This window comes from Pseudonocardia sp. P1 (assembly GCF_000178675.2).
In the GTDB taxonomy this organism is placed as follows: Bacteria; Actinomycetota; Actinomycetes; order Mycobacteriales; family Pseudonocardiaceae; genus Pseudonocardia.
Genome location: NZ_ADUJ02000001.1, coordinates 2,525,164 through 2,547,866, shown reverse-complemented (window position 1 = coordinate 2,547,866; position 22,703 = coordinate 2,525,164). Strand labels below are relative to the sequence as shown.

Below are 22,703 nucleotides of genomic sequence, written 5' to 3'. Positions count from 1 at the left end.
ACGGAGAGACGATGCGACAGGCCGTCATCTGCGAGCCGTTGCGCACGCCGGTCGGCGGGTTCGGGGGCGGGCTCCGCGCAGTGCCGCCGCACACCCTGGCGGCGACGGTGATCCGTGCGCTGGTCGACCGCACCGGGCTGCCGGAGGACCGGGTCGACGACGTCGTGCTCGGCAACTGTTATCCGACGATGGATGCTCCGGCGATCGGGCGCGTGGCGGCGCTCGATGCGGGACTGCCCGTGTCGGTGCCCGGGATGCAGGTCGACCGTCGGTGCGGGTCGGGGCTCCAGGCCGTGATCCAGGCCGCGCTGCAGGTCGTGACCGGGGCGAACGAGCTGGTGCTGGCCGGCGGCGCGGAGTCCATGTCGAACGCTCCCTTCTACTCCACCGCGATGCGCTGGGGGGTGAAGGGCGGCCCCGGCGTGCTGTTGAACGACGCGCTGGTCACCGGCCGGCTCCGGGCCGGAGGGGAACTCCACCCCGTCCCGGGCGGGATGATCGAGACGGCCGAGAACCTGCGTGCCGAGTACTCGATCCCGCGCGAGGAGCAGGACGAGTTCGCCGTCGGCTCCCACCGGCGGGCCGCGGCCGCGGCGGCGGCAGGCGTGTTCGCCGAGGAGATCGTCCCGGTCACTGTGCCGTCGAGACGTGGCGACGACGTCGTCGACGCGGACGAGCACATCCGGCCCGATGCGTCGGCGGAGAAGCTCGACCGTCTCCGGCCGATCCTCGAGCGCTCGATGGCGGGCTCGACCGTCACTGCGGGCAACGCGTCCGGGCAGAACGACGGTGCCGCCGTCTGCATCGTGACGACGGAGGAGACCGCCGCCGAACTCGGCCTGCGGCCGCTCGTGCGGCTGGTGTCCTGGGGCTCGAGCGGCGTGCTGCCGCGCACGATGGGAATCGGCCCGGTCCCGGCCGTGGAGAAGGCGCTCGATGCGGCCGGGCTCGCGCTCAAGGACATGGACCTGATCGAGCTCAACGAGGCCTTCGCCGCCCAGGTGCTCGCCTGTACCCGCGAGTGGGACTTCACGCCTGGCGACTTCGACCGCCTCAACGTGCACGGCTCCGGCATCTCGCTCGGTCACCCGGTCGGTGCCACCGGGGCTCGGATCCTCGCCACGCTGAGCCGGGAGATGGTCCGGCGCGACGTCCGGTACGGCGTCGAGACGATGTGCATCGGCGGCGGACAGGGGCTCGCCGCGGTGTTCGAGACGGTGCGCTCGTGAGCCGGCCCCTCGACGGGCTGCAGATCGTCGAGTGCGCGAGTTTCGTCGCGGGTCCCACCGCAGGCATGACACTGGCCCAGCTGGGCGCGTCGGTCATCCGGGTGGATCCGATCGGGGGTGGCGCCGACCATCGGCGGTGGCCCGTCGTCGGGGACGGCGAGGGCCCGGCCGATGCGGAGTCCTACTACTGGACATCGCTGAACAAGGGCAAACGCTCGGTGGCGCTGGACCTGCGCTCGGACCGCGGACGTGAGTTGCTGCTCGCGATCGTGACCGCGTCCGGTCAGGACCGGGGGATCCTCGTCGACAACGTCGTGGGGCGCCGCTGGATGGCCCACGACGTGCTGGCCGCTCGCCGTCCCGATCTCGTGCACGTCCGTGTGCAGGGCCATCCCGACGGCCGGCCGGCGGTCGACTACACGGTCAACGCCGAGGTCGGCGTCCCGCAGATCACCGGCAGCGTGGAGGGCGGGACACCGGTGAACCACGTGCTTCCCGCCTGGGACCTGGTGACGGGTCAGGCGGTCGCCACCGCGGTCCTCGCCGGGGTGCACCACCGGACCCGGACCGGTGACGGTGCCTACGTCCAGATCGCGTTGGCCGATGTCGCGCTGGCCGGGGTCGCCAACCTCGGCTGGCTGTCGGAGGCCGCGGACCGCGCCGGCGACCGGCCGCGCCACGGGAACCACGTCTACGGCTCCTTCGGTGTCGATTTCGCGTGCGCCGACGGGGAGCGCGTGATGGTGGTCGCCCTGACCGAGGGCCAGTGGGACGCACTGCGTGGTGTGACCGGCACCGGTGACGTCTTCGGGGCGCTCGAGAAGGCGCTGGAGATCGACCTCTCCCGAGAGGCGGAGCGGTACCGGTTGCGCGACACGATCGCCGCGATCCTCACCCCCTGGTTCGCCGCGCGGGACTCCGCGACCGTCGCCGACGAGCTCGACGGAGCGCGCGTGCTGTGGGGGCGTTATCGCGGGATGGCCGGTGTGGTCGCCGCTCACCGCGAGGGCGGGCACCCGGTGCTCGCCGAACTTCCCCTCGACGACGGGGTGACGTCGGTGACCGGTCGGTCGCCGATCCGGTGGTCCACGTCCGGGGGAGGTCACGCCGGCGACGGCCACGGTCCGGTCGGTCGAGCGCCGGTCCTGGGGCGGGACACCCATGCGGTGCTCGCTGATCTGCTGGGGCTCGACACACACGAGATCGGCCGGCTGGCCGACGACGGCGTCGTCCCCGCCTGACGGCACGCCGAGACAGAGGAGAGCAGCGTTGCTCCGCGAACAGTTCGACTTCCTGGGCGCCGTCGCCGGTGTCGTGAGCAGCCGTGTCACCGAGCGGGTGCGACCACCCGCTCGCGCTCTCGATCCCGACGTACCTCCGGTGTCCGTGACCGATGTGACCCCTCAGTGGCTGACCGGTGCGCTGTGCCGAGAGGTACCGGGTGCGCGGGTCGTCGACGTGACCCTCGGTGCGTCGTCCAGTGGGACCAGCTTCCGGCAGGAGCTCACGGTCGCCTACAACGACGCCGGGCGCGCGGCGCAGCTGCCCGAGCTGCTGTTCACCAAGACCACGCCAGGTCTGGTCCACCGCCTGCTCGTCGGAGTGACCGGGGCGGCGGGCGCCGAGGCGCTGTTCTACAGGGACATCCGTCGCCATCTCGACATCGGCGCGCCCCGGGGATATCACGGTGCGTGGGATCCGCGTACCTGTCGTTCACTGGTCCTCACCGAGGACGTCGCGCGCACACGCGGCGCCGTCTTCGCCGACGCCACCGGGTCGATGGTCGACCGGGTGGGGGCGGAGAGCATGGTCCGGGAGCTCGCCGCCTACCACGGGCGCCTCTGGGAGGATCCGCGGCTGGAGGGTGGCTGGGGCCTGCGCGACGCGCTGGCATGGCAACGGAACTTCAACGCCAAGACGCGATTCGACACCGGCGCGATCGTCGGCCTGAGGCTGGCCGGTGACGAGGTTCCTGCCGTCCTGCGGAGGCGGGTGGGCGAGGTGCGCGCAGCGTTCATGCGTTCACTCGAGCTCAACGTCGGCCTGCCGAGGACCCTCCTGCACCACGACGTGCATCCCGGGAACTGGTTCGCACTGCCGTCGGGGGAACTGCACCTCTACGACTGGCAGGGCATCGCCTCCGGGAACTGGGCGCTCGACTACTCCTACGCGATCAGCGCAGGCCTGTCGATCGAGGACCGCCGGAGCTGGGAGCGCGAGCTGCTCGCCCTCTACCTGGACGAGCTCGGAGCTGCCGGAGGCTCGCCGCCGTCGTTCGACGACGCCTGGCTCGCCTACCGGCAGCAGATGTTCCACGGCTTGATCCTCTGGGCCTACACCTTCCTGGTCGGCAAGGTCGCCGAGCTCCAGCGCGATGCCCACGTCCGCACCCTGATCCGCCGGACCGGAGCGGCGGTCGTGGATCTCGAGTCCCTGGACTCGCTGAATCGCACGCCGGCCCCCTGACCTCCAGACCTCATCCGAAAGGAGACCTGTGCGCAACGCCGTCATCGTCGAGGCCGTCCGGACACCCGTCGGCCGGGGTAAGGACGGCGGGGGGCTCTCCGCCGTCCACCCGTCGGACCTGCTCGCCGCTCCTCTCCAGGCACTCGTCGACCGCACCGGAGTGGACCCGGCTCTGGTCGAGGACGTGATCGTGGGCTGCGCGCAGCAGGTGGGCGAGCAGTCCGGGAACATCGGCCGCAACGCGGTACTCGGTGCCGGTTTCCCCGAGCACGTCCCGGCGACCACCCTGAACAGGCAGTGCGGTTCCAGCCAGCAGGCCGCCACCTTCGCCGCGCAGGCGGTCATGGCGGGCACCCACGACGTCGTGGTGGCTGCCGGGGTGGAGTCGATGAGTGTGGTACCGATCGGCAGCTCACGTCCGTCCAGTCCCGGCGAGCGGGTACGGGCGCGATACCCGGACGGTCTGGTCAACCAGGGGATCTCCGCCGAGCTCGTTGCTGCGCGATGGAAGTTGGGCCGGGACGAGCTCGACGCGTACGCCGCGCGGTCGCACCGACTGGCCGCGGACACCTGGGCCGCGGGTGGGTTCGATGCCGAGGTCGTCGCGGTACCCGAGGCGCCGGATCTCGTGACCGACGAGACCGTGCGTGCGGGGACGACGGCGGAGCGGCTCGGCGGGCTGCGGCCCTCGTTCCGCAGCGACGAGATGGAGCGGCGGTTCCCGGAGATCGACTGGAGCATCACGCCGGGCAACTCGTCACCACTGACCGACGGCGCGTCCGCGGTGCTGGTGATGAGCGAGGAGCGGGCCCGGGCGCTGGGACTTCGGCCGCGCGCCCGGTTCCACTCCTTCGCCGTCGTCGGCGACGACCCGCTGCTCATGCTCACCGGACCGATCCCGGCGACCCGTCGGATCCTGGAACGCAGCGGTCTGACCCTCGACGAGATCGACGCCTACGAGGTCAACGAGGCGTTCGCCCCGGTTCCGCTGGCATGGGCCGCCGAGCTCGGAGCGGACCCGGAGCGTCTCAACCCACGGGGCGGCGCCATCGCGCTGGGGCACGCGCTCGGCTCGTCGGGCACCAGGCTGCTGGTCACCCTGCTGCACCACCTCGAGGCGAGCGGCGGGCGCTACGGTCTGCAGACGATGTGTGAGGCCGGTGGCATGGCCAACGCGACGATCATCGAACGTCTCTGAGACCGCTCCCGGGGTCGGCCGGTCCAGCCGGCCCCGGGGGAGCGGAGCGGCTCAGCGACCCCGGTAGACCGCCGGGCGCTTCTCGACGAAGGCGGCCCGTCCCTCGGCGTAGTCGTGAGTGGTCGCGTGCGACTGCTGCAGGTCGGCCTCCAGCGCCATCTGCTCCGCCAGGGTGCGCTGCGATGCCGTGTCCAGCGCACGCTTCATGTTGCCGATGGCGACCGTCGGGCCGACCGCGAGGCGCCCGGCGAGCGCCTCGGCGGCCGATCGGAGCTCCGCGGCCGGGTGCACCGCGTTGACCAGGCCCCAGCTCTGCGCCTTCGCGGCGGGCAGCTTGTCGCCGAGCATGCAGAGCTCCGCGGCACGGGCCAGGCCGACCCGCTCGGCGAGGAACGCCGTCGCGCCGCCGTCGGGCATCACCCCGATCCGGACGAAGGCGAGCAGGAGGAAGGCGTCGTCGGCGGCCAGCAGCAGGTCGCAGGCCAGTGCGAGGGAGACGCCGAGACCGGCACAGGCCCCCTGGACCGCGCCGACGAACGGCTTCGGGCAGGCCCGGATCTCGGCGATGATCGGGTTGTAGATCTCCCGGAGGCGCCCCGACAGGTCCGGTGCCCCGTCGTCGCCGGTCTCCCGGGTGTTCTTCACATCCGCCCCGGCGCAGAAGGAGCGTCCCGCTCCGGTCACGAGCACAGCGCGGACGGCGTCGTCCTCGGTGGCGCGGCGTACCGCGGCCAGCAGCTCACGGCCCATCTCCGGGGTCCACGCGTTGAGGGCGTCCGGCCGGTCGAGCTCGATGTGTGCGTAGCCGGCGCCGCCGGCCGGCTCGCCGACCGGGACCACCTCATAGCGGACCGTTCGGCTCGCCGCGTCGTCGTCGCGGGTGACGGAGGGTGGGGTGCTGTCGCTGCTCACCGATGAAGCGTACTTTCTCGAATTTTGTTTCGAAACCTGCGTCGCAGTGGTTGACCCGCGGCGCATCGCGCTGTTTACTCTGGATTCAAATCTGAACGGAGGTGGCACCGATGCCCGCTCCCCGCCTGGTCGTGGTCGGAGCCTCGCTGGCCGGACTGCGGGCCGCGGAGGCGGCCCGATCCGCCGGCCACGAGGGGTCCGTCACGCTCGTCGGGGCGGAGTCCCATCTGCCCTACGACCGGCCGCCGCTGTCGAAGGCGTACCTCGACGACGCCGAGATCCCGGACGTCGCGTTCCGCGAGGAACAACACCTCGTCGAGGATCTCGGGGTGGAGCTGAAGCTCGGCACCCGGGCGACCGGACTGGACACCGACGCCCGTGAGCTGGTGACCGATAGCGGTCGGATCCCCTACGACGGTCTCGTCGTCGCGACGGGTGCCCGCGCCCGCACGCTGCCGGGAACCGACGGCATCGCCGGCGTCCACACCCTGCGCACGCTCGACGACGCCGTGGCCGTCCGGGCCGCGCTGGAGGCCGGTGCCCGGACCGTCGTGGTCGGCGCGGGCTTCATCGGTTCCGAGGTGGCATCGGGCGCTCGCAAGCGCGACCTGCCGGTGACGATCGTCGAGGCGCTTCCGACGCCTCTGGTCCGTGCCATCGGCGAGGAGATGGGCTCGGCGCTGACGCTGCTGCACGATGCGAACGGCACCGAGATGCGTTGCGGCACGGCGGTCGACGGCCTGGAGACGGCTGACGACCGGGTCACCGGTGTGCGGCTCGCCGACGGTCAGGTCCTGTCCGCCGATCTCGTCGTCGCCGGGATCGGTGCCGTGCCCGAGGTCGACTGGCTCGACGGCAGCGGCGTCGAGGTGGAGAACGGTGTCGTCGCCGACGAGACGCTGCGTACGGCGGTGCCCGGCGTGTACGCCGCGGGCGACGTGGTCCGGTGGCGGAACGGGATCTTCGACAATCTCCCGGGCGGCGGGCTGATGCGCGTCGAGCACTGGACCGGGGCCGCCGAGCAGGGTGCGCTCGCTGCGCGCAACGCGCTCGATCCGGAGAACGCGAAGCCCTACGAGACCGTCCCGTACTTCTGGTCGGACTGGTACGGCAGCCGCATCCAGTTCGTCGGGGTGCCCGCTGCCGACGAGATCACGGTGGTGTCGGGATCGGTCGACGACCACCGGTTCGTCGCCCTCTACCGCACCGGCGACCGGCTGACCGGCGCGCTGACCGTGAACCGCCGGGCCGACGTCATGAAGTACCGGGTGAACATCCAGCGGCGCATGTCCTGGCAGGACGCCCTGGCCTTCGCCGAGAAGCGCGAGGCGGCCGCGGCCGCGCGCGCCTGACCCCCGAGATCCGAGAGGACCCACGATGCCCGAGGCCTACGTCGTCGACGCCGTCCGCACCCCGGTCGGCCGTCGCAAGGGAGGGTTGGGTGGCGAGCACCCGGCCGACCTGGGCGCGCACCCGATCCGCAACCTCGTGGAACGGACCGGAGTCGACCCGGCGGCGATCGAGGACGTCGTGTACGGCTGCCTGGACAACGTCGGTGGGCAGGCCGGGGACATCGCCCGCACCTGTGCACTCGTGGCGGGTCTGCCCGAGCACGTCCCGGGTGTGACCGTGGACCGGCAGTGCGGTTCCAGCCAGCAGGCGATCTCGTTCGCAGCGCAGGCCGTCCTGTCCGGTACATCCGATCTGGTGGTGGCCGGCGGGGTGCAGAACATGACGCGCTACCCGTTGATGGCCGGCTGGAAGGCCGGTGCGGAGTACGGGGATCCCGACCCGTGGAGCACCAGCCCCGGCTGGCGGGCGCGCTACGGAGACGCCGAGATCTCCCAGTTCCGGGCGGCCGAGATGATCGCCGAGAAGTGGGGGATCAGCCGCGAGGACATGGAGGCCTTCGCACTCGAGAGTCACCGCCGCGCACTCGCCGCCATCGACGCCGGGCACTTCGACCGCGAGGTCGTGGCCTACGGCGACGTCACCACCGACGAGGGACCGCGTCGTGACACGTCCGCCGAGAAGATGGCGGGCCTGCAGCCGCTGTCTCCGGGGGGCAACGTCACCGCTGCGGTGTCGAGCCAGATCTCCGACGGCGCCGCGGCGGTCCTGATCGCCTCGGAGCAGGCGGTACGCGACCACGGCCTGACCCCGCGGGCTCGCATCCACCACGTCTCCACCCGGGGAGCGGACCCGACCTGGGTCCTCACCGCGCCCATCCCGGCCACCGAGCACGCACTGAAGCGGACCGGACTGGCCATCGGTGACATCGACGTCGTGGAGATCAACGAGGCGTTCGCGTCGGTGGTGCAGGCCTGGCTGCAGGAGACGGGCGCCGACCCGGCCCGGGTGAACCCGAACGGTGGCGCGATCGCGCTCGGACACCCTCTCGGTGCTTCCGGTGCACGGCTGTTCTGCACGCTGCTGGGCGAGCTCGAGCGCACCGGCGGCCGGTACGGACTGCAGACCATGTGCGAGGGCGGCGGCCAGGCCAACGTGACCGTGATCGAACGGCTCTGAGCCGACCCCAGAACCCCCGGTACCGCGCGCCGGCGCCGCCGCGCATCCCCCGACGGTGCGCGGTACCGGAACCCCTCGTCCGCTACGGCCCGCCACCGGTGGCCCGGTTCCCGACACCTCGACGTGGAAGGTCAGACAGATGTATCCAGGAGTGCACGCTGCGTCCGATCCGGACAAGCTCGCCGCGACGCTGGCCGACACCGGCGAGACCTTGACCTATGGACAGCTCGAGGAGCGCTCCGTCCGGTTGTCCCGGGCGCTGCACGACGCCGGCCTGCGCAAGGGCGACGTCGTCGCACTGCTGAGTGAGAACAGCCTGCGGGCGTTCGAGGTGTACTGGGCCGCGATCCGGTCCGGTCTCTACGTCACCGCTGTCAACCACCACCTCGCCCCGGACGAGGTCGGCTACATCGTCGCGGACTCCTACGCCTCCGCACTGGTGGTCTCGTCGGAGAAGGCCGAGATCGCGACCGCGCTGCTGCCCGAGCTCGGCCACCTCAAGTCCCTGCTCGCGTTCGGCGGAGACGTCGAGGGGTTCGCCCCGTACGAGGACGCTCTCGCCGCGGCGTCGCCCGAGCCCCTGGACGAGCAGCCGCACGGCGCCCCGATGCTGTACTCGTCGGGCACGACCGGCCTGCCGAAGGGAGTCAAGCCTCCGCTGCCTCCGGTCTCGCTCGGCGAGCTGGGCGATCCCGTCACCGGACTCGCGAAGCAGCACTTCGGGGTCGGCCCGGACACGGTCTACCTCAGCCCGGCGCCCGTCTACCACGCCGCGCCCCTGCGGTGGTGCGGCGCGGTGCAGGCGCTCGGTGGGCACGTGGTGATGATGCGCAAGTTCCACGCGGAGCGGTCGTTGGCCGCGATCTCCGAGTTCGGGGTCACGCACGGCCAGTTCGTCCCGACGATGTTCGTGCGCATGCTGCAGCTGCCGGACGAGGTCCGTGCGGCCCACGACACGTCGAGTCTGCGACTCGCCCTGCACGCCGCCGCGCCGTGCCCGGTCGAGGTGAAGCAGAAGATGATCGACTGGTGGGGGCCGATCCTGGTCGAGTACTACGCCGGTACCGAGGGCAACGGCATGACGGTGATCGACTCGGCGGCCTGGGCGGAGAAGCAGGGCTCGGTCGGGCGAGCGGTGCTCGGGACACCCCGGGTCTGCGACGACGACGGCGACGAGCTGCCGGCCGGTGAGATCGGGAACGTGTACTTCGAGCGGGACCACGTCCCGTTCGAGTACCACAACGACCCGGAGAAGACGAAGAAGTCGCAGCACCCGGCCCACCCGAACTGGACGACCTTGGGCGACATCGGATACCTCGACGGCGACGGGTTCCTGTTCCTGACCGACCGCAAGTCGTTCACCATCATCTCCGGCGGGGTGAACATCTACCCGCAGGAGATCGAGAACGTGCTCGTCCTGCACCCCGCGATCCGCGACGTCGCCGTCGTCGGCCTTCCGGACCCGGAGATGGGGGAGTCCGTCACCGCGTTCGTCGAACCACGCGACGGGATCGACACGAACCCGGAGCTCGGCGAGGAGATCATCGAGTTCGTCAAGGCCCGGATCGCGTCGTTCAAGGCGCCGCGCAGCGTCCGGTTCGTCGACACACTGCCGCGCACCGAGACCGGGAAGCTCGTCAAGGGCGACCTCAAGCGGAAGTACGCGAACGCATGACCGGGCGTGGGCCACTGGCCGGACGCACCGTCGTCGAGCTGGCGGGTCTCGGTCCCGCACCGTTCGCCTGCATGGCCATGGCGGACCTGGGGGCCGAGGTGATCCGGGTGGACCGTCCCGGCCCCGACAACGGGCCCGGTGCGCCGTCGGCGGCGGACGTGCTGAACCGTGGCAAGCGGTCGATCGTGCTGGATCTCAAGCAGCCGAGTGCCGTCGATGCCGTGCTGACACTCTGCGAGAGCGCAGACGTGTTGGTCGAGGGCTATCGGCCGGGGGTCGCCGAGCGTCTGGGGCTCGGCCCCGACGTGGTCGCCGCCCGCAATCCGGCTCTCGTCTACGGGCGGATGACCGGATGGGGACAGGACGGCCCGATCGCGAACAGCGCAGGCCACGACATCGGCTACATCGCCGTGACCGGCGCACTGCACGCGATCGGCGAGGCCGGTGGGCCGCCGCGGATCCCGCTGAACCTCGTCGGCGACTTCGGCGGGGGCGCGACCTACCTGGTGATCGGTATCCTCGCCGGTCTGCTGGACGCCGACCGTACCGGGCGCGGGCAGATCGTCGACGCCGCCATCGTGGACGGCACGTCGCATCTGCTCGCCGCGATCCACTCGATGCTGGGATCCGGGCGCTGGGTCGACGAGCGGGGAGCGAACCTGCTCGACGGTGGGGCTCCGTACTACTCGGTCTACGAGACGGCCGACGGCAGGCACATGGCGGTCGGCGCGATCGAGCCGAAGTTCTTCGCGGAGTTGTTGCGCCTGCTCGACATCGGACCGGCCGAGCTCGATGCCGCGGCGCAGCAGGACCGGTCCGCCTGGCCGCAGCATCGTGAACTCTTCGCGGCACGATTCCGGTCCCGGAGCAGGGACGAGTGGACCGCGGTGTTCGACGGGACCGACGCGTGCGTCGCCCCGGTGCTGAGCCTGCGCGAGGCCACCGATCACCCGCAGGTGGCGGCACGTGGCAGCGTGATCGAGACCGACGGGGTCGTCCAGCCGGGTACCGCGCCGCGGTTCTCGGCCCACCCGGCCGGTCCGCCGAAACCGCCACCCGCCCGTGGCGGTGACACCGCCGAGATCCTGCGCAGGGCCGGGGTGGACGTGGACGCGCTGTTGTACACGAGCGCTGCGTTCCAGAACTCCGACGAGTAACGAGGCCCGCCGTGGTCCAGTCTCCCGCCGAACGCCGCGCCGCGATCGAGTCACGGCACCCGAGCTGGCGCCCGACCACGCTCGGCGGGTCACTCCGTCGCTGTGCCGACGCATGGCCGGATCGTCCCTTCGTCATCGCCGACGACCGGTCGCTGACGTACTCGGAGGTGGATCGCAGGGTCACCCATCTGGCCGACGGACTGGCCGCGCTCGGCGTGCAGCCCGGGGACCGGGTGGGCCTGCTGATGGCGAACCATCCGGAGTTCGTCCTGCTCAAGTTCGCGATCGCCCGGGCAGGTGCGGTCGCGATCCCGTTCAACTTCCTCTACCGCGCCTCGGAGCTCGCCTTCGTGCTCCGGCAGTCACGGTGCTCGGTGCTGCTGTCGATGACCGCCCACCGTGGGCTCGACTATCCGGCGATCCTCGACGAGATCGCACCCGGATGGACCGAGGGGCCGACGGCTGCGCTGCCCGACCTGACCGAGGTCGTCCTCCTCCCGACCGGTGGTGCCCCACCGCGAGGTGTCAGGGTCGTCGCCGAGCTCGAGGCTCTCGGCGCCGCTCATCCCAGGGCCGGGGCCGCGGACGGCGACCCCGATGCACCGGCCGACATCCTCTACACCTCCGGCACGACCGGATCTCCCAAGGGGGTCGTGGTCACCCATGACGCCGTCCTCCGCACCGGCTACGCGTCGGCTCTGACCAGAGCGTTCGAGGACGGCCGCAGGGTGCTGTTCGCCCTGCCCTGCTACCACATGTTCGCCTACGTGGAGGGTGTCCTGGCCGCGATGACGGTCGGGGGTGCGGTCGTGCCACGGCTCGCCTTCGCCCCTGAGGACCACTTCGCGGCGATCGAGCGGCACCGTGTCACCGAAGTGCTGTGCGTGCCGACGATGACCGTGGCGCTCGTCGAACACCCGTCCCGGCGCGAGTACGACCTCTCGAGCCTGATCGCGGTGCTGTCCGGGTCCGCGCCCTCCCCGGTCTGGCTCTGGGAGAAGATCCGTTCCGAGCTCGGTGCCGGTGAGCTCACGACGGGATACGGGATGACCGAGTGCGGGGGAGCGATGACCATGACGCTCCCGGAGGATCCGGTCGAGCGACACACGGACACGGTCGGAGCGCCGAAGCTCGCCGGTGTGGCCGGGATGCCCGAGGCCGGCGGTGCGCTCTGCCGCTACGCGGCGGCCGATCCACTGGACGGAACGGATCTGGCCGAGGGGGCCGAGGGCGAGCTGTACTCCTGGGGACCGACCCACATGCCCGGCTACTGGGACGCTCCGGAGGCGACGGCGGCCACCGTGCGTGCCGGCCGGGTGTACTCCGGTGATCTGGGCCGGGTCCGGCCGGATGGCTATCTGCAGCTGACCGGCAGGAGCAAGGAGCTCTTCAAGAGCGGTGGCGAGCTGGTGATGCCCAAGGAGATCGAGGATCTCCTCACCGGACATCCCGGTGTCAGCCAGGCCTATGTCGTCGGCGTTCCCGACGAGCGGTGGGGCGAGATCGGGTGCGCCTGGGTCGTGCCCGAACCGGGGGCCCGGCTCGATGCCGACGAGCTGGTCGCACTCTGTCGGGAGCGGCTCTCGCGGTTCAAGGTTCCCAAGCACGTCGTGCTCGTGGCGGCCGAGGAGCTCCCCACCACGCCGACCGGGAAGGTGCAGAAGTTCGAGCTCAGCCGGCTGGCGGAGGAGCGGCTCGGCTGATCTGCAACCGGAGCCTCGCTCCGGCCCGGGCCCGTCCGCGCCGGACGGGCCCGAGCCAGGGTAAGCGGGTCAGAGGTTGAGGCGGCAGGGCATGGACTTGATGGCCTGCATGAAGTTGCCCGCGAGGTAGACCGGCTCGTCCACCTCGATGTCGGGCACCCGGGTCAGCAACTCGGAGAAGATCGCCCGCAGCTGCGACTTCGCGAGCTGGTTGCCCATGCAGAAGTGCGGCCCACCTCCGCCGAAGCCGACGTGCGGGTTCGGCGACCGGGTGATGTCGAAGCGCATCGGGTCGTCGAACACCTCGGGGTCACGGTTGCCGGACGGGTAGAACAGCACGACCCACTCCCCCTCGCGGATGAGCTGCCCACCGAGCTCGACGTCGCGGGTGGCGGTGCGGCGGAAGGTCATCACGGGGCTGGCCCAGCGGACGAACTCGTCGATCGCGGGTCCGATCCGTCCGTCGAAGTCCTCGCGCAGCAGCGCACGCTGGTCCCGGTCGACGGTCAGCGCCCGCATCGCGGCCGAGGTGGTGTTGCGGGTGGTGTCGTTGCCGGCGACCGAGAGCAGGCAGAAGAAGGCCGCGATCTCCTCGTCGGTCAGCTGCTCACCGTCGACCTCGGCCTGTACGAGGTTGGTCATGAGGTCGTCGCGCGGCTCCGCCCGCCGTGCCTCGGCGAGGTCGAGAGCGACGTTGATCAGCGCCATCAGCGACTCGGTCAGGAGCTCGGCCGGTTCCCGTCCGGCGAGCACCTCCTCGTCGCCCCAGCTGACCATGCCCACGGCGCCCTTGGTGGCCAGATCCCGGGATTCCTGGTCCTCGACCCCGACCATCTCGAAGATCGTCCACTGCGGCAGACGGGCGGAGATCTGCTCGACGAAGTCGCAGTCGCCGGTCTCGATCAGCTGGTCCACGAGGCGGACCGCCTGGTTGCGGATCTGGTCCTCGATCTTCTTGACACGCTTCGGGGTGAACGCCGCGCTCACCAGCTTGCGGAGCTTCGTGTGGCGGGGAGCGTCGGTGGCGAGGAACGAGCTGACCGCCTCGAGGATGTCGGACGGGATGTCCTCCATCGTGATGCCTTCGCCCGAGCAGAAGGTCTCGGCGTCCTTGCTCACGGTGACGATGTCGGCGTGGCGTGTCACCGCCCAGAAACCGGGCTGCTGAGGGGGCATCATCGAGCCCTCAGCCGGGGGGTGCCAGCTGATCGGACGCAGCTCGCGCAGGACCGCGTAGTCCTTCTCCCGCTCTTCGGGGGACTTGGCCCAGAAGGCGATCGGTGCGAGCGACACGGGGTCGTACTGCCGTTCGGTCGCCTCGGTCGTCAGCGTCATCGCGTGCCTCCGGGGATGTTTTTAAGATGGATTAGGTAAGGGGGTCCAGCTTCGCCCGATGCGGACGAGGCTGTCAAGATTGGCGCGCTGCCGCCGCCGCGGCATCCGCCCTGTCAGCCGAGTTCGTCGCGCAGGGTGAACTTCTGCACCTTGCCGGCGGGAGTGTGCGGGAGCTCGTCGCGGAAGAACCAGCGGACCGGGACCTTGTACGGGCTCAGTCGTGCCAGACAGTGCTCGGCGAGTGCGTCCCCGGAGGCCTCCTCGTCGCGGACCGGTGCCGTCGGGACGACGACCGCAGCGACGATCTCCCCCCATTCCGGGTCGGGGAGTCCGATCACAGCAGCCTCGACGACGTCGGGGTGGGCGGCCAGCGCGATCTCGACCTCCGCGGGAGCGATGTTCTCCCCGCCCCTGATGATCAGGTCCTTGAGCCGCCCGGTCAGGGTGATCATCCCGCGCTCGTCCATCGTTCCGAGGTCGCCGGTGTGCAGGAAGCCCTCGTCGTCGACCGTATTCGCGGTGGCCGCCGGATCGTCGAAGTACTCGACCATCTGGTTGTACCCGCGTGCGCAGATCTCACCGGTCTCCCCGAGCGGCAGTGTCCGCCCCGTCACGGGGTCGACGATGCGAACGGCGACGTGCGGGAGCGGGCGGCCTACCGCCGTCAGCAGGTCCTCCCGGTGGTCTCTGCGGCGGGTCACGCACAGCACCGGGGAGAGTTCCGTCTGGCCGTAGAGGTTGTGCACGTGGGCGCCGAAACGCCGACCCACGGCGTCGATCATCGTGCCGGGGGCGGTCGCCGCACCGACGAACACCGTCTCCAGCCGGGGTGCATCTCCGCCGCGCTCCTCCGCAGCACGGAGAACGGCCCCCAGTACCGTCGGCACGCTCATCAGCACGGTCGCGTGCTCGTCGTGTATCGCCTCGAGAACACGTCCTGGCTCGAACCGGTCGATGAGAACGACGGTCCCCCCGAGTGTCGCGGGTCCCAGGGCGGAGATGACACAGCCCGCCGTGTGGAACGCCGGCAACGGTGCGATCGCGACCGGAGCCTCGGTGACCTCGGCGGCGAGCATGGTCAGCCGGGCGTTGTTCACCAGGGACCGGTGACGGAGCAGTACCCCCTTCGGGGTGCCCGTCGTCCCCGAGGTGAACTGCATCATCGCGGGACGCCCGGGGGCACTCCGCTCTTCGTGGCCGACGGGATCGCCGAGGAGCTCGTCGGCGCGCGAGAGGCGGACCACCGACCGGATGGACCCGACGCGGGGCGCCACGGCCGCAGCCGTGGCGGCCAGGTCGTTGCTCCCGGACGTGTCGGCATGGAGGAGGGCCGTCGAACGCGAGAGCCGCAGCGCGTGCTCCAGCTCGGGCTCGCGCAGAGCCGGGTTCAGCGCGACGAGCACGAGGCCTGCCAGCGCCGCCCCGTACTGGACGATGATCCACTCTGCGACGTTCGGAGCCCAGAGCGCGACGTGCTCGCCGGGCTCGGCGAGTTCCAGCAGTCGGCCGGCGACGCGCTCGGACTCGTCGAGCAGCTCGCCGTAGGTCCAGCGCCCTGCGGATCCGTCGTGTCGTGTACCGACGAGGGCGACGCGATCGGGGTGTCGTCGAGCCTGCGTCCGCAGCAGGCCGCCCACCGTGAGGTCCACGAGGGCGTCACCGCGCTCCGGAGCCCGGTCGGAGAGAGACACGGCCGGCGAGGACCAGGTCGGGGCGGGCTCGGTCATGGCGGTCCTTCGGGTCGGGCGACGATGACCTGCGAGAATTTGAAGTGAAAGTAAATTGTTCTCGCGCGCGCAGTCAAGGGGCGCCGGCGAGAGGCGGCGGCCGCGGACGGCCGGACCCGTCCGTCGCCGGATGTCGGCCGCCTTGACCGCACCGGTCCGGGCGTGGTGTAGTACGATTAATCTACATTAAAAACAGCGGTCGGGGCTGCTCCGTCCGCGCACCGAGCACCAGGGAAGTGTCGGCGTGGTCCGGGTGCCGACTCCCGGCTCGATCACGAGAGGAGGACCACTGACATGCGTGTGGTCGTCGACTACGACAAGTGCACCGGCCTCGGCCTGTGCGAGTCGCTCGCTCCGGAGTTCTTCGAGGTCCAGGACGACGGATCGCTCACCCTCCTCCAGTCCGAGGCCGGTGAGGACCAGCGCGCCGAACTCGAGGAAGCGGTGCGGAGCTGTCCGACCGAGGCCCTCAGCATCGAGGAGGACTGAGCAGCCGATGCGGGTGTTCGACTCCCCGGACGAGCTCGCCCGTGCGACGGGCGAGTCGTTCGGCCCGACCGAGTGGCAGGTCGTGGACCAGGCGCAGGTCGACATGTTCGGCGACGCCACCGGCGACCGGCAGTGGATCCACGTCGACCCGGAGCGCGCCGCGAGCGGGCCGTTCGGCGGGACCATCGCGCACGGGCTGCTGACGCTGTCCCTGTTGCCCGATCTGCTCGGCAGGCTCTACACCGTCGAGAAGACCTCGATGGGCGTCAACTACGGATTCAACAAGGTCCGGTTCCCGGCCCCGGTGCCCGTCGGGGCGCGTGTCCGGATGAGCGCGACCCTGAGCGGCGTCCGCGACGAAGGGACCTTCGTCGAGGCCGTCGTCACCTCCGTACTCGAGGTGGAGGGCTCGCAGAAACCCGCCTGTGTCGCGGAGAGCATCGGGCGGGTGTACCGGTGACAGGAGGAACGGCGTGAGCGTCACGGAGACCACATCGACCGATCCCGGGCCGGCCGCCCGGTACGACGAGCTGATCCGGCCCCAGCAGGTCCACGGGTCGCTCTACACCGACCCGGCGATCTTCGCCGACGAGCTCCGCCAGATCTGGTACCGCAGCTGGGTCTACGTCGGCCACGTCAGCGAGATCCCGGAACCGAACGACTACGTGCGCAAGTCGATCGGGCCTCAGGACGTCATCATGACCCGTGACGGAGCGGGTGACGTCCATCTGCTCATGAACCGCTGCGCGCACCGTGGAAACCTGGTCTGCGAGGCGGACGCCGGGAACTCCAGCTCCTTCCGGTGCCCGTACCACGGGTGGACCTACCGCAACACCGGCGAGATGCTCGGCTACCCGTTCCACCAGGGCTACGGCGGTCGCAACAAGCTCGACCTGGGGCTCGGCAGGGTGCCCCGCGTCGGTGTCTACCAGGGCTTCGTCTTCGGCAGCATGGCTGACGACGGCCCCACGCTGCTGGAGCACCTCGGAGAGGCACGGCACGAGATCGACCGTCTGGTCCGGCTCTCGCCGGAGAGCGAGATCGAGCTGACCGCCGGTTTCCTCAAGCACAAGGCCCGCGCGAACTGGAAGCTCCTCGCCGAGAACGAGACCGACGGGTACCACCCGCAGTTCGTGCACGCGTCGATCTTCAGCGTCGCGCAGAGCGGAATCGGTGCGCTGTACGGGGAGAAGTCCACCGCCGTGACGCGTGCGCTCGGCAACGGGCACAGTGAGAACGACCTCCGGCCCGAGTTCCGCAGGCTCGGTGCACCGCTCGGCTGGTTCGGCACCACCGAGGAGAAGGTGCCCGGCTACTCGGCGGCGATGCGTGCGAAGCACGGCGACGCGGGTGCCGAGGAGATCCTCATCGACGGTGCACCACACGTGATGATCTTCCCGAACCTGTTCATCGCCGAGATCCAGCTCTTCGCGATCCAGCCGCTCGCGGTCGACCGCACCATCCAGCACGTCACCGCGGTGCAGTTCAAGGGTGCTCCGGAGATGAACCGGCGGATGCTGCAGCAGTGCATCGGTTCGGTCGGGCCGGCAGGAATGCTGCTGGCCGACGACACCGAGATGTACGAGCGGAACCAGGCCGGCGTCGCGGAGCTCCGGCCTGAGTGGCTCGACGTCCGCCGTGGTGCGCACCGCGAGGAGGTCGACGAGCGCGGCCTGACGATCGGTGGCGCCACCGACGAGACGGGGATGCGCGGCTTCTGGAAGCACTACCGCTCGCTGATGACCGAGGGGAGGTCGTGATGACGACCGCCGCACCGGACCAGGTCGACCTCCGCACGGTCGAACAGTTCCTCTATCGCGAGGCGCGGCTGGCCGACGAACACCGCTACGACGAATGGGAGTCGCTCTGGACCGACGACGCCCTGTACTGGGTGCCGGCGAACGACGACGACGCCGATCGCATGGCGATGATGTCGATCATCCATGACAACCGCAGCCGGATCTCGACCCGGATCCGGCAACTGCACACCGGGCGCCGCCACGCCCAGGTACCGCACTCCCGGCTGCGCAGGATGATCTCGAACGTCGAGATCGAGGGTCACACCGAGGGCGGTGACGTGATCGTCGGCGCGAACTTCCTCGTCGTCGAGTCCCGGGAGCGAGGCACCGAGTTCTGGGCCGGGCGGTGCACCTACCACCTGCGTCTCTCCGAGACGGGGTACGCGCTGGCCAGGAAGAAGGTCGCCCTCGTCGACAATGCCCGGCCGATCGCGACTCTCGCCTTCCTGATCTGAGGGGCAGACCGATGCAGATACCCGCCGGAATCGTCGGCAACGAGTTCGCGGAGGTCGAGGTGCGTGACGGAGACGGCCGCCCGGTGGGCGACGCCGCCGTCGAGGTCCGCATCGATCAGGCCGGCAACAGCCCACGCCTTCGGGTCGAGGACCTCGAGTCGGGGCGGGTCCGGTTCTTCGATGCGCTGGAGCTCGAGACGCTCGTCTGGCTCCCCGAAGGCCATCTCCGGAGCCTCCTGGACCCGTCGGCGGACCGGTGGCGGGAGGACTCGTGACCGGAGGTACCACCAGCGACGTGGTGCGGGTGTCCGTCCGGCACACCGAGGACGCCCGGGTCGCCGAGCTGACGCTCAACCGGCCGCAGGCACGGAATGCGATCACGATCGAGCTGGCCGCCGCGTTGCGGACCGGGCTGCGCGCTGCGGCGTCCTCCGCGGACGTCGTGGTCGTCCGCGGTGCGGGCGGCAACTTCTGCGCAGGCGGCGACTTCCACGAGGTGTCCCGGCTCCGCGAGGAGGGACCGGATGCGCTGCGCACGCTCTTCGAGACCTTCATCGACGCCTGCGAGTCGATCGCCGAGCTTCCGGTCCCGGTGGTCGCCGCTGTCGAGGGATACGCGATGGCGGGCGGCTTCGAGCTGATCCAGGCGGTGGACGTCGCGGTGGTCCGCGACGACGCCGTTCTGGCGGACAACCACGTCAACTTCGGGATGATCCCCGGAGGGGGCGGGTCGCAGCGCCTGCCGCGGATCGTGGGCGTGCCACGCGCGCTCGGGCACATGCTGACCGGCGAGCCACTCAGCGGGACTCAGGCGGCCGGGTGGGGACTCGTGTACCGCTCGTTGCCGGCGGAGGAGTTCGAGACGGGCGTCGACGCCCTGGTCCGGCGGCTCGCCGGACAGGACCGGGACGCGCTGGCACGGATCAAGAAGCTCGTCCGGACGGGTCTGCGTGGTTCGTTGTCCGACGGCCTGGCCGCAGAGGTCGACGAGTCGCTGCGGCACCTGTCGGGAGAGCATTCCCGACCCGGGATGGACGCATTCGTGAGTAAGGAATGACCGTGGAACTGATCGGGACCGGACCGGTTCTGTTGACCATCGACGAGGGCGTGGCGCACCTTCGGCTGAACCGGCCGGACGCCTCCAACGGGATGGACGTGCCGTTCCTGCGGGCGCTGTACGACGCGGTCATGACCGCGACCGGACGCGCCGACCTGCGTGTGCTCCTCCTGACGGCCGAAGGTCGCAACTTCTGCGCCGGCGGTGACGTGAAGACCTTCGGGAGCAAGGGCGAGGCGCTGCCGGACTACCTGCGCGAGGCCACGGCCTGGCTGCAGAACGTCGCGCAGGCACTGCTGAACCTCCCCGCCCCGGTCGTCGCGGCGGTCCAGGGATTCGCAGCAGGCGGCGGGGGACTCGGTCTCGTGTGCGCCTCGGACATCGTCGTCGCCGGCAGATCGGCGAAGTTCATGTCCGGAGCTGCACGGGTCGGCATGGCGCCGGACGGCGGTTCGTCGGTCACGTTGCCGCAGCTGGTCGGGGCCCGTAAGGCGCTCGAGCTCCTGCTGCTCAACCCGACCACCGACGCCGAGGAGGCCCTCAGGATCGGGCTCGTCACCCGGGTGGTCGACGACTCCGACGTGGAGGGCGAGGCCACGGCCATCGCCCGCGAGCTCGCCGCGGGGGCCCCGCGAGCACTGGCCGCCGTGAAACGACTGGTCTGGTCAGGTCTGGGAAACCGTGTCGAGGCACAGCTCCCCGAGGAGGCCCGGACGGTCTCCGAGCTGTCCGGCACCGCCGACTCCCGGGAGGGCCTGGCTGCGGTACTCGAGCGCCGCACGCCCCGGTTCACCGGCGACTGAACGACACGAATCGAGGAGTGGATCCATGGCAGGAGTCGAGGGACGGGTCGTCGCCGTCACCGGAGCGGGCAACGGTCTCGGGCGGCAGTACGCCCTGCTGCTCGCCCGGTCGGGGGCGAAGGTCGTGGTGAACGACCTCGGCGGGACCCGCGACGGGGCCGGAGCGGCGACCGCGGCCGCCGACGCGGTGGTGGCCGAGATCGCCGAGGCCGGCGGCGAGGCCGTCGCCAACCATGACAGCGTCGCCGACGCGACCGGTGGTTCGGCGATCGTCCAGACCGCACTGGACGCTTTCGGCCGCATCGACGGTGTGGTCGCGAACGCCGGGATCCTGCGCGACAGTGCCTTTCACAAGATGAGCACGGAGGACTGGGACGCGGTTCAGCAGGTCCACCTCTACGGGGCATACCACGTCGTCCGCGCCGCATGGCCGCATCTTCGCGAGCAGCGGCACGGCCGCGTCGTCGTGGCGGCGTCGACCTCCGGCGTCTACGGCAACTTCGGTCAGTCCAACTACGGGGCCGCCAAGGGCGGGCTGATCGGTCTGATCAACACCCTCGCCATCGAGGGTGCGAAGTACGGGGTGCACGCGAACGCGATCGCACCGATGGCGGCGACCCGGATGACGGAGGACGTCGCGCCGCCCGAGATCCTCGAGAAGCTCGACCCCGCTCACGTGGCACCCGTCGTGGGGCACCTGCTCGCCGACGAGTGCGAGGAGAGCGGCAGCGTGATCGTCGCCGGTGGCGGACAGGTCCACCGTGTCCGCTGGTTCCAGACGAAGGGCGTGACCTTCTCCGACGTACCGACGATCGACCAGGTCGCCGATCGGTGGTCGGAGATCGTCGATCTCGACGGTGCGGTGCCGGGCACGAATCCCGTCGGCTGACCCGGCTGCCCTCCCGTCGCCCGCCGCGAATGCGGGCGGGCGACGGGAGGGAACGGTCGGCGAGCCCCTGGGTCTGCCTAGGCCTGCTTGACGAGGCGGCAGATCTCCGCGGACGCCTCCACGGTCTTCGCGGGGTCCGTCGGGATCAGCAGCGGCGCGAGATCCGCGATGAGATTGAGCTGGGCACCGGCCTGGACGTACGGCGTGATCTGGGCTGCGATCTGCTCGGGCGTGCCGTGGAAGAACGTCTTCCGCACCATCTCGGGCGTGACCTGGTCGACGATCTCCATCACCTCCGGGAGCGACATCGAGTTCGGCTTCATGTGCAACGCGTAGTGCCAGTCCAGCGGCATGACGGGATCGATGCCCTCTGCCTGCCAGTCCGCCATGTTCAGCCGGCCCCCGGTGGCCGCGTACCACTTCAGCATGGGGTTGTCGACGTAACGCTCGAAGTCGTCGTCCTCGTCGAGGACGAACACGATGTGGTGGAGCGCGAAGGTGAAGTCGTCGGGGTCACGGCCGATCTCACCGAGTGTCCGGCGGTGCCCACCGATCGCGCTGCTGTAGGCGTCGGCGTCGGCGTAGACGAACGGAGCGCCCGTGCCGAAGCCGTCGGCGTGACGCAGCGCCATGTCGGTCAGCTTCGGACCGCCGCCCATGGCGATGACCTCGGGACGACGGTCCTTGCCGGCGTTACCCACCCATGCGTCACGGAGGTTCCACAGGTCGCCCTCGTAGTCGACGAGTCCATGCTCCTTCAGCAGCAGCCGCAGGATCTGGAAGGTCTCGTCGAGACGCTTGAGCCCCTGGGACCGCTTCCGTCCGAAGGGCGATATGTGGCGGACCTCCCCGGCACCGAGGCAGAGGGAGGCACGTCCCCGGGTCGCCATGGCGAGCGTCAGCATCGTCTGGGCGAGCTCTGGGGGCTCGCGGCGCGTGGCGTCGGTGCACACCGCGAAGCCCAGCCGGTCCACTCCGGCGAGCGCGAATGCGGCGGTGGCGAACGGGTCCTGGAGCGAGTCCATGTCCGGGATCTGATCCGCGAGCGGAGTGTTCTCCGGTGTCCACAGGCTGTTCGGCCACCAGCTCGTCATCTGGTCCCACAGCACGAACTGGTCCACCTGCCCGGTCGCCTGCAGCGCTCTCGCGCTGTCAGCGGCTCCGGTGGGATCGAGGAACCGGGATGCCCAGATGCCGATTCCGGTTCGGATGTCCTTGGCCATGACTGTCTGCCTCTCGGGAAGGGGGCGGTAGTGCGTCGACACGGCGGTCCGCGCCGG

The 22,703-nt window shown here is 70.6% G+C and carries 21 protein-coding genes; 17 read left to right on the top strand and 4 right to left on the bottom strand.

The features are described 5' to 3' along the window. The first annotated feature begins 11 nt into the window (after nucleotides 1-11). From PP1_RS11265 to PP1_RS11250, 4 genes are read left to right on the top strand one after another with little or no spacing between them, the layout of a single operon-like run. Complete coding sequence (locus tag PP1_RS11265; RefSeq protein WP_010229036.1) at nucleotides 12-1,229, top strand: acetyl-CoA C-acetyltransferase; 1,218 nt, start codon at nucleotides 12-14, stop codon at nucleotides 1,227-1,229. Then, nucleotides 1,226-2,470 (top strand): CoA transferase, encoded by a 1,245-nt coding sequence (locus tag PP1_RS11260; RefSeq protein WP_010229034.1) that lies wholly within the window; start codon nucleotides 1,226-1,228, stop codon nucleotides 2,468-2,470. The genes PP1_RS11265 and PP1_RS11260 overlap by 4 nt, the downstream gene beginning before the upstream one ends. Nucleotides 2,471-2,498: 28 nt before the next feature. Then, nucleotides 2,499-3,695, top strand: a complete 1,197-nt coding sequence (locus PP1_RS11255) for a phosphotransferase family protein (protein ID WP_010229032.1) — start codon at nucleotides 2,499-2,501, stop codon at nucleotides 3,693-3,695. 28 nt (nucleotides 3,696-3,723) lie between these two features. Next, nucleotides 3,724-4,893: a thiolase family protein gene (locus tag PP1_RS11250; RefSeq protein ID WP_010229030.1), complete on the top strand. Its 1,170-nt coding sequence runs from the start codon at nucleotides 3,724-3,726 to the stop codon at nucleotides 4,891-4,893. Nucleotides 4,894-4,944: 51 nt separating this feature from the next. Here the strand turns inward: PP1_RS11250 and PP1_RS11245 are convergent, their stop codons facing one another. After that, a complete protein-coding gene (locus PP1_RS11245; protein WP_010229029.1) occupies nucleotides 4,945-5,805 on the bottom strand; it encodes an enoyl-CoA hydratase-related protein in 861 nt (286 codons plus the stop codon). A gap of 110 nt (nucleotides 5,806-5,915) precedes the next feature. On the opposite strand from PP1_RS11245, the gene PP1_RS11240 reads away from it, so the two are divergent. The 5 genes from PP1_RS11240 to PP1_RS11220 all read left to right on the top strand — a co-directional run bounded on the left by PP1_RS11240 (nucleotide 5,916) and on the right by PP1_RS11220 (nucleotide 12,869). Continuing rightward, nucleotides 5,916-7,157, top strand: a complete 1,242-nt coding sequence (locus PP1_RS11240) for an NAD(P)/FAD-dependent oxidoreductase (RefSeq protein ID WP_010229028.1) — start codon at nucleotides 5,916-5,918, stop codon at nucleotides 7,155-7,157. Nucleotides 7,158-7,182: 25 nt separating this feature from the next. Beyond that, nucleotides 7,183-8,334 carry an acetyl-CoA C-acetyltransferase gene (locus tag PP1_RS11235; protein ID WP_010229027.1) on the top strand — a complete coding sequence of 384 codons (1,152 nt, stop codon included), beginning with the start codon at nucleotides 7,183-7,185 and terminating at the stop codon, nucleotides 8,332-8,334. A gap of 139 nt (nucleotides 8,335-8,473) precedes the next feature. Next, the gene (locus PP1_RS11230) at nucleotides 8,474-10,009 is read left to right on the top strand and encodes an acyl-CoA synthetase (protein ID WP_029239479.1); all 1,536 of its coding nucleotides are present in this window, start codon (nucleotides 8,474-8,476) and stop codon (nucleotides 10,007-10,009) included. Continuing rightward, on the top strand, nucleotides 10,006-11,166 hold the full coding sequence (locus tag PP1_RS11225; protein WP_010229025.1) for a CaiB/BaiF CoA transferase family protein: 1,161 nt from the start codon (nucleotides 10,006-10,008) through the stop codon (nucleotides 11,164-11,166). Before PP1_RS11230 ends, PP1_RS11225 begins: the two co-directional genes overlap by 4 nt. 11 nt (nucleotides 11,167-11,177) lie before the next feature. Next, nucleotides 11,178-12,869: an AMP-binding protein gene (locus tag PP1_RS11220; RefSeq protein WP_010229023.1), complete on the top strand. Its 1,692-nt coding sequence runs from the start codon at nucleotides 11,178-11,180 to the stop codon at nucleotides 12,867-12,869. Nucleotides 12,870-12,938: 69 nt separating this feature from the next. Here PP1_RS11220 and PP1_RS11215 read toward each other — a convergent pair whose 3' ends face one another. Both PP1_RS11215 and PP1_RS11210 read right to left on the bottom strand, forming a co-directional pair. Beyond that, entirely contained in the window at nucleotides 12,939-14,204 is a 1,266-nt protein-coding gene (locus tag PP1_RS11215; protein WP_010229020.1) for a cytochrome P450, read from the bottom strand. A gap of 113 nt (nucleotides 14,205-14,317) precedes the next feature. Beyond that, the gene (locus PP1_RS11210) at nucleotides 14,318-15,931 is read right to left on the bottom strand and encodes a class I adenylate-forming enzyme family protein (RefSeq protein ID WP_010229018.1); all 1,614 of its coding nucleotides are present in this window, start codon (nucleotides 15,929-15,931) and stop codon (nucleotides 14,318-14,320) included. A gap of 294 nt (nucleotides 15,932-16,225) precedes the next feature. On the opposite strand from PP1_RS11210, the gene PP1_RS11205 reads away from it, so the two are divergent. Genes PP1_RS11205 through PP1_RS11170 form a run of 8 tightly spaced genes read left to right on the top strand, consistent with a single transcriptional unit; the run spans nucleotide 16,226 to nucleotide 21,423 of the window. Further along, on the top strand, nucleotides 16,226-16,420 hold the full coding sequence (locus tag PP1_RS11205) for a ferredoxin (protein WP_010229016.1): 195 nt from the start codon (nucleotides 16,226-16,228) through the stop codon (nucleotides 16,418-16,420). Between the two features lie 7 nt (nucleotides 16,421-16,427). Further along, entirely contained in the window at nucleotides 16,428-16,880 is a 453-nt protein-coding gene (locus tag PP1_RS11200; RefSeq protein ID WP_010229011.1) for a MaoC family dehydratase, read from the top strand. Nucleotides 16,881-16,893: 13 nt separating this feature from the next. Next, entirely contained in the window at nucleotides 16,894-18,180 is a 1,287-nt protein-coding gene (locus tag PP1_RS11195) for an aromatic ring-hydroxylating oxygenase subunit alpha (protein ID WP_010229010.1), read from the top strand. Next, complete coding sequence (locus PP1_RS11190; RefSeq protein ID WP_010229009.1) at nucleotides 18,180-18,674, top strand: aromatic-ring-hydroxylating dioxygenase subunit beta; 495 nt, start codon at nucleotides 18,180-18,182, stop codon at nucleotides 18,672-18,674. The genes PP1_RS11195 and PP1_RS11190 overlap by 1 nt, the downstream gene beginning before the upstream one ends. An 11-nt stretch (nucleotides 18,675-18,685) precedes the next feature. After that, nucleotides 18,686-18,949 (top strand): hypothetical protein, encoded by a 264-nt coding sequence (locus PP1_RS11185; RefSeq protein ID WP_249265937.1) that lies wholly within the window; start codon nucleotides 18,686-18,688, stop codon nucleotides 18,947-18,949. Continuing rightward, a complete protein-coding gene (locus PP1_RS11180) occupies nucleotides 18,946-19,731 on the top strand; it encodes an enoyl-CoA hydratase/isomerase family protein (protein ID WP_249265938.1) in 786 nt (261 codons plus the stop codon). Before PP1_RS11185 ends, PP1_RS11180 begins: the two co-directional genes overlap by 4 nt. Next, on the top strand, nucleotides 19,728-20,534 hold the full coding sequence (locus PP1_RS11175; RefSeq protein ID WP_010229007.1) for an enoyl-CoA hydratase/isomerase family protein: 807 nt from the start codon (nucleotides 19,728-19,730) through the stop codon (nucleotides 20,532-20,534). The genes PP1_RS11180 and PP1_RS11175 overlap by 4 nt, the downstream gene beginning before the upstream one ends. A 25-nt stretch (nucleotides 20,535-20,559) precedes the next feature. Continuing rightward, on the top strand, nucleotides 20,560-21,423 hold the full coding sequence (locus PP1_RS11170; RefSeq protein WP_010229006.1) for an SDR family NAD(P)-dependent oxidoreductase: 864 nt from the start codon (nucleotides 20,560-20,562) through the stop codon (nucleotides 21,421-21,423). Between the two features lie 77 nt (nucleotides 21,424-21,500). Here the strand turns inward: PP1_RS11170 and PP1_RS11165 are convergent, their stop codons facing one another. Then, the gene (locus PP1_RS11165; RefSeq protein WP_010229005.1) at nucleotides 21,501-22,646 is read right to left on the bottom strand and encodes an LLM class flavin-dependent oxidoreductase; all 1,146 of its coding nucleotides are present in this window, start codon (nucleotides 22,644-22,646) and stop codon (nucleotides 21,501-21,503) included. Between the last annotated feature and the right edge of the window lie 57 nt (nucleotides 22,647-22,703).

Excerpts from the sequence above, each read along its gene's own strand:
- PP1_RS11240 (WP_010229028.1), top strand. The coding sequence starts at position 5,916 with ATGCCCGCTCCCCGCCTGGTCGTGGTCGGAGCCTCGCTGGCCGGACTG.
- PP1_RS11165 (WP_010229005.1), bottom strand. The coding sequence starts at position 22,646 with ATGGCCAAGGACATCCGAACCGGAATCGGCATCTGGGCATCCCGGTTC.
- PP1_RS11200 (WP_010229011.1), top strand. The coding sequence starts at position 16,428 with ATGCGGGTGTTCGACTCCCCGGACGAGCTCGCCCGTGCGACGGGCGAG.
- PP1_RS11225 (WP_010229025.1), top strand. The coding sequence starts at position 10,006 with ATGACCGGGCGTGGGCCACTGGCCGGACGCACCGTCGTCGAGCTGGCG.
- PP1_RS11175 (WP_010229007.1), top strand. The coding sequence starts at position 19,728 with ATGACCGTGGAACTGATCGGGACCGGACCGGTTCTGTTGACCATCGAC.
- PP1_RS11210 (WP_010229018.1), bottom strand. The coding sequence starts at position 15,931 with ATGACCGAGCCCGCCCCGACCTGGTCCTCGCCGGCCGTGTCTCTCTCC.
- PP1_RS11215 (WP_010229020.1), bottom strand. The coding sequence starts at position 14,204 with ATGACGCTGACGACCGAGGCGACCGAACGGCAGTACGACCCCGTGTCG.
- PP1_RS11185 (WP_249265937.1), top strand. The coding sequence starts at position 18,686 with ATGCAGATACCCGCCGGAATCGTCGGCAACGAGTTCGCGGAGGTCGAG.
- PP1_RS11265 (WP_010229036.1), top strand. The coding sequence starts at position 12 with ATGCGACAGGCCGTCATCTGCGAGCCGTTGCGCACGCCGGTCGGCGGG.
- PP1_RS11230 (WP_029239479.1), top strand. The coding sequence starts at position 8,474 with ATGTATCCAGGAGTGCACGCTGCGTCCGATCCGGACAAGCTCGCCGCG.
- PP1_RS11170 (WP_010229006.1), top strand. The coding sequence starts at position 20,560 with ATGGCAGGAGTCGAGGGACGGGTCGTCGCCGTCACCGGAGCGGGCAAC.
- PP1_RS11235 (WP_010229027.1), top strand. The coding sequence starts at position 7,183 with ATGCCCGAGGCCTACGTCGTCGACGCCGTCCGCACCCCGGTCGGCCGT.
- PP1_RS11190 (WP_010229009.1), top strand. The coding sequence starts at position 18,180 with ATGACGACCGCCGCACCGGACCAGGTCGACCTCCGCACGGTCGAACAG.
- PP1_RS11205 (WP_010229016.1), top strand. The coding sequence starts at position 16,226 with ATGCGTGTGGTCGTCGACTACGACAAGTGCACCGGCCTCGGCCTGTGC.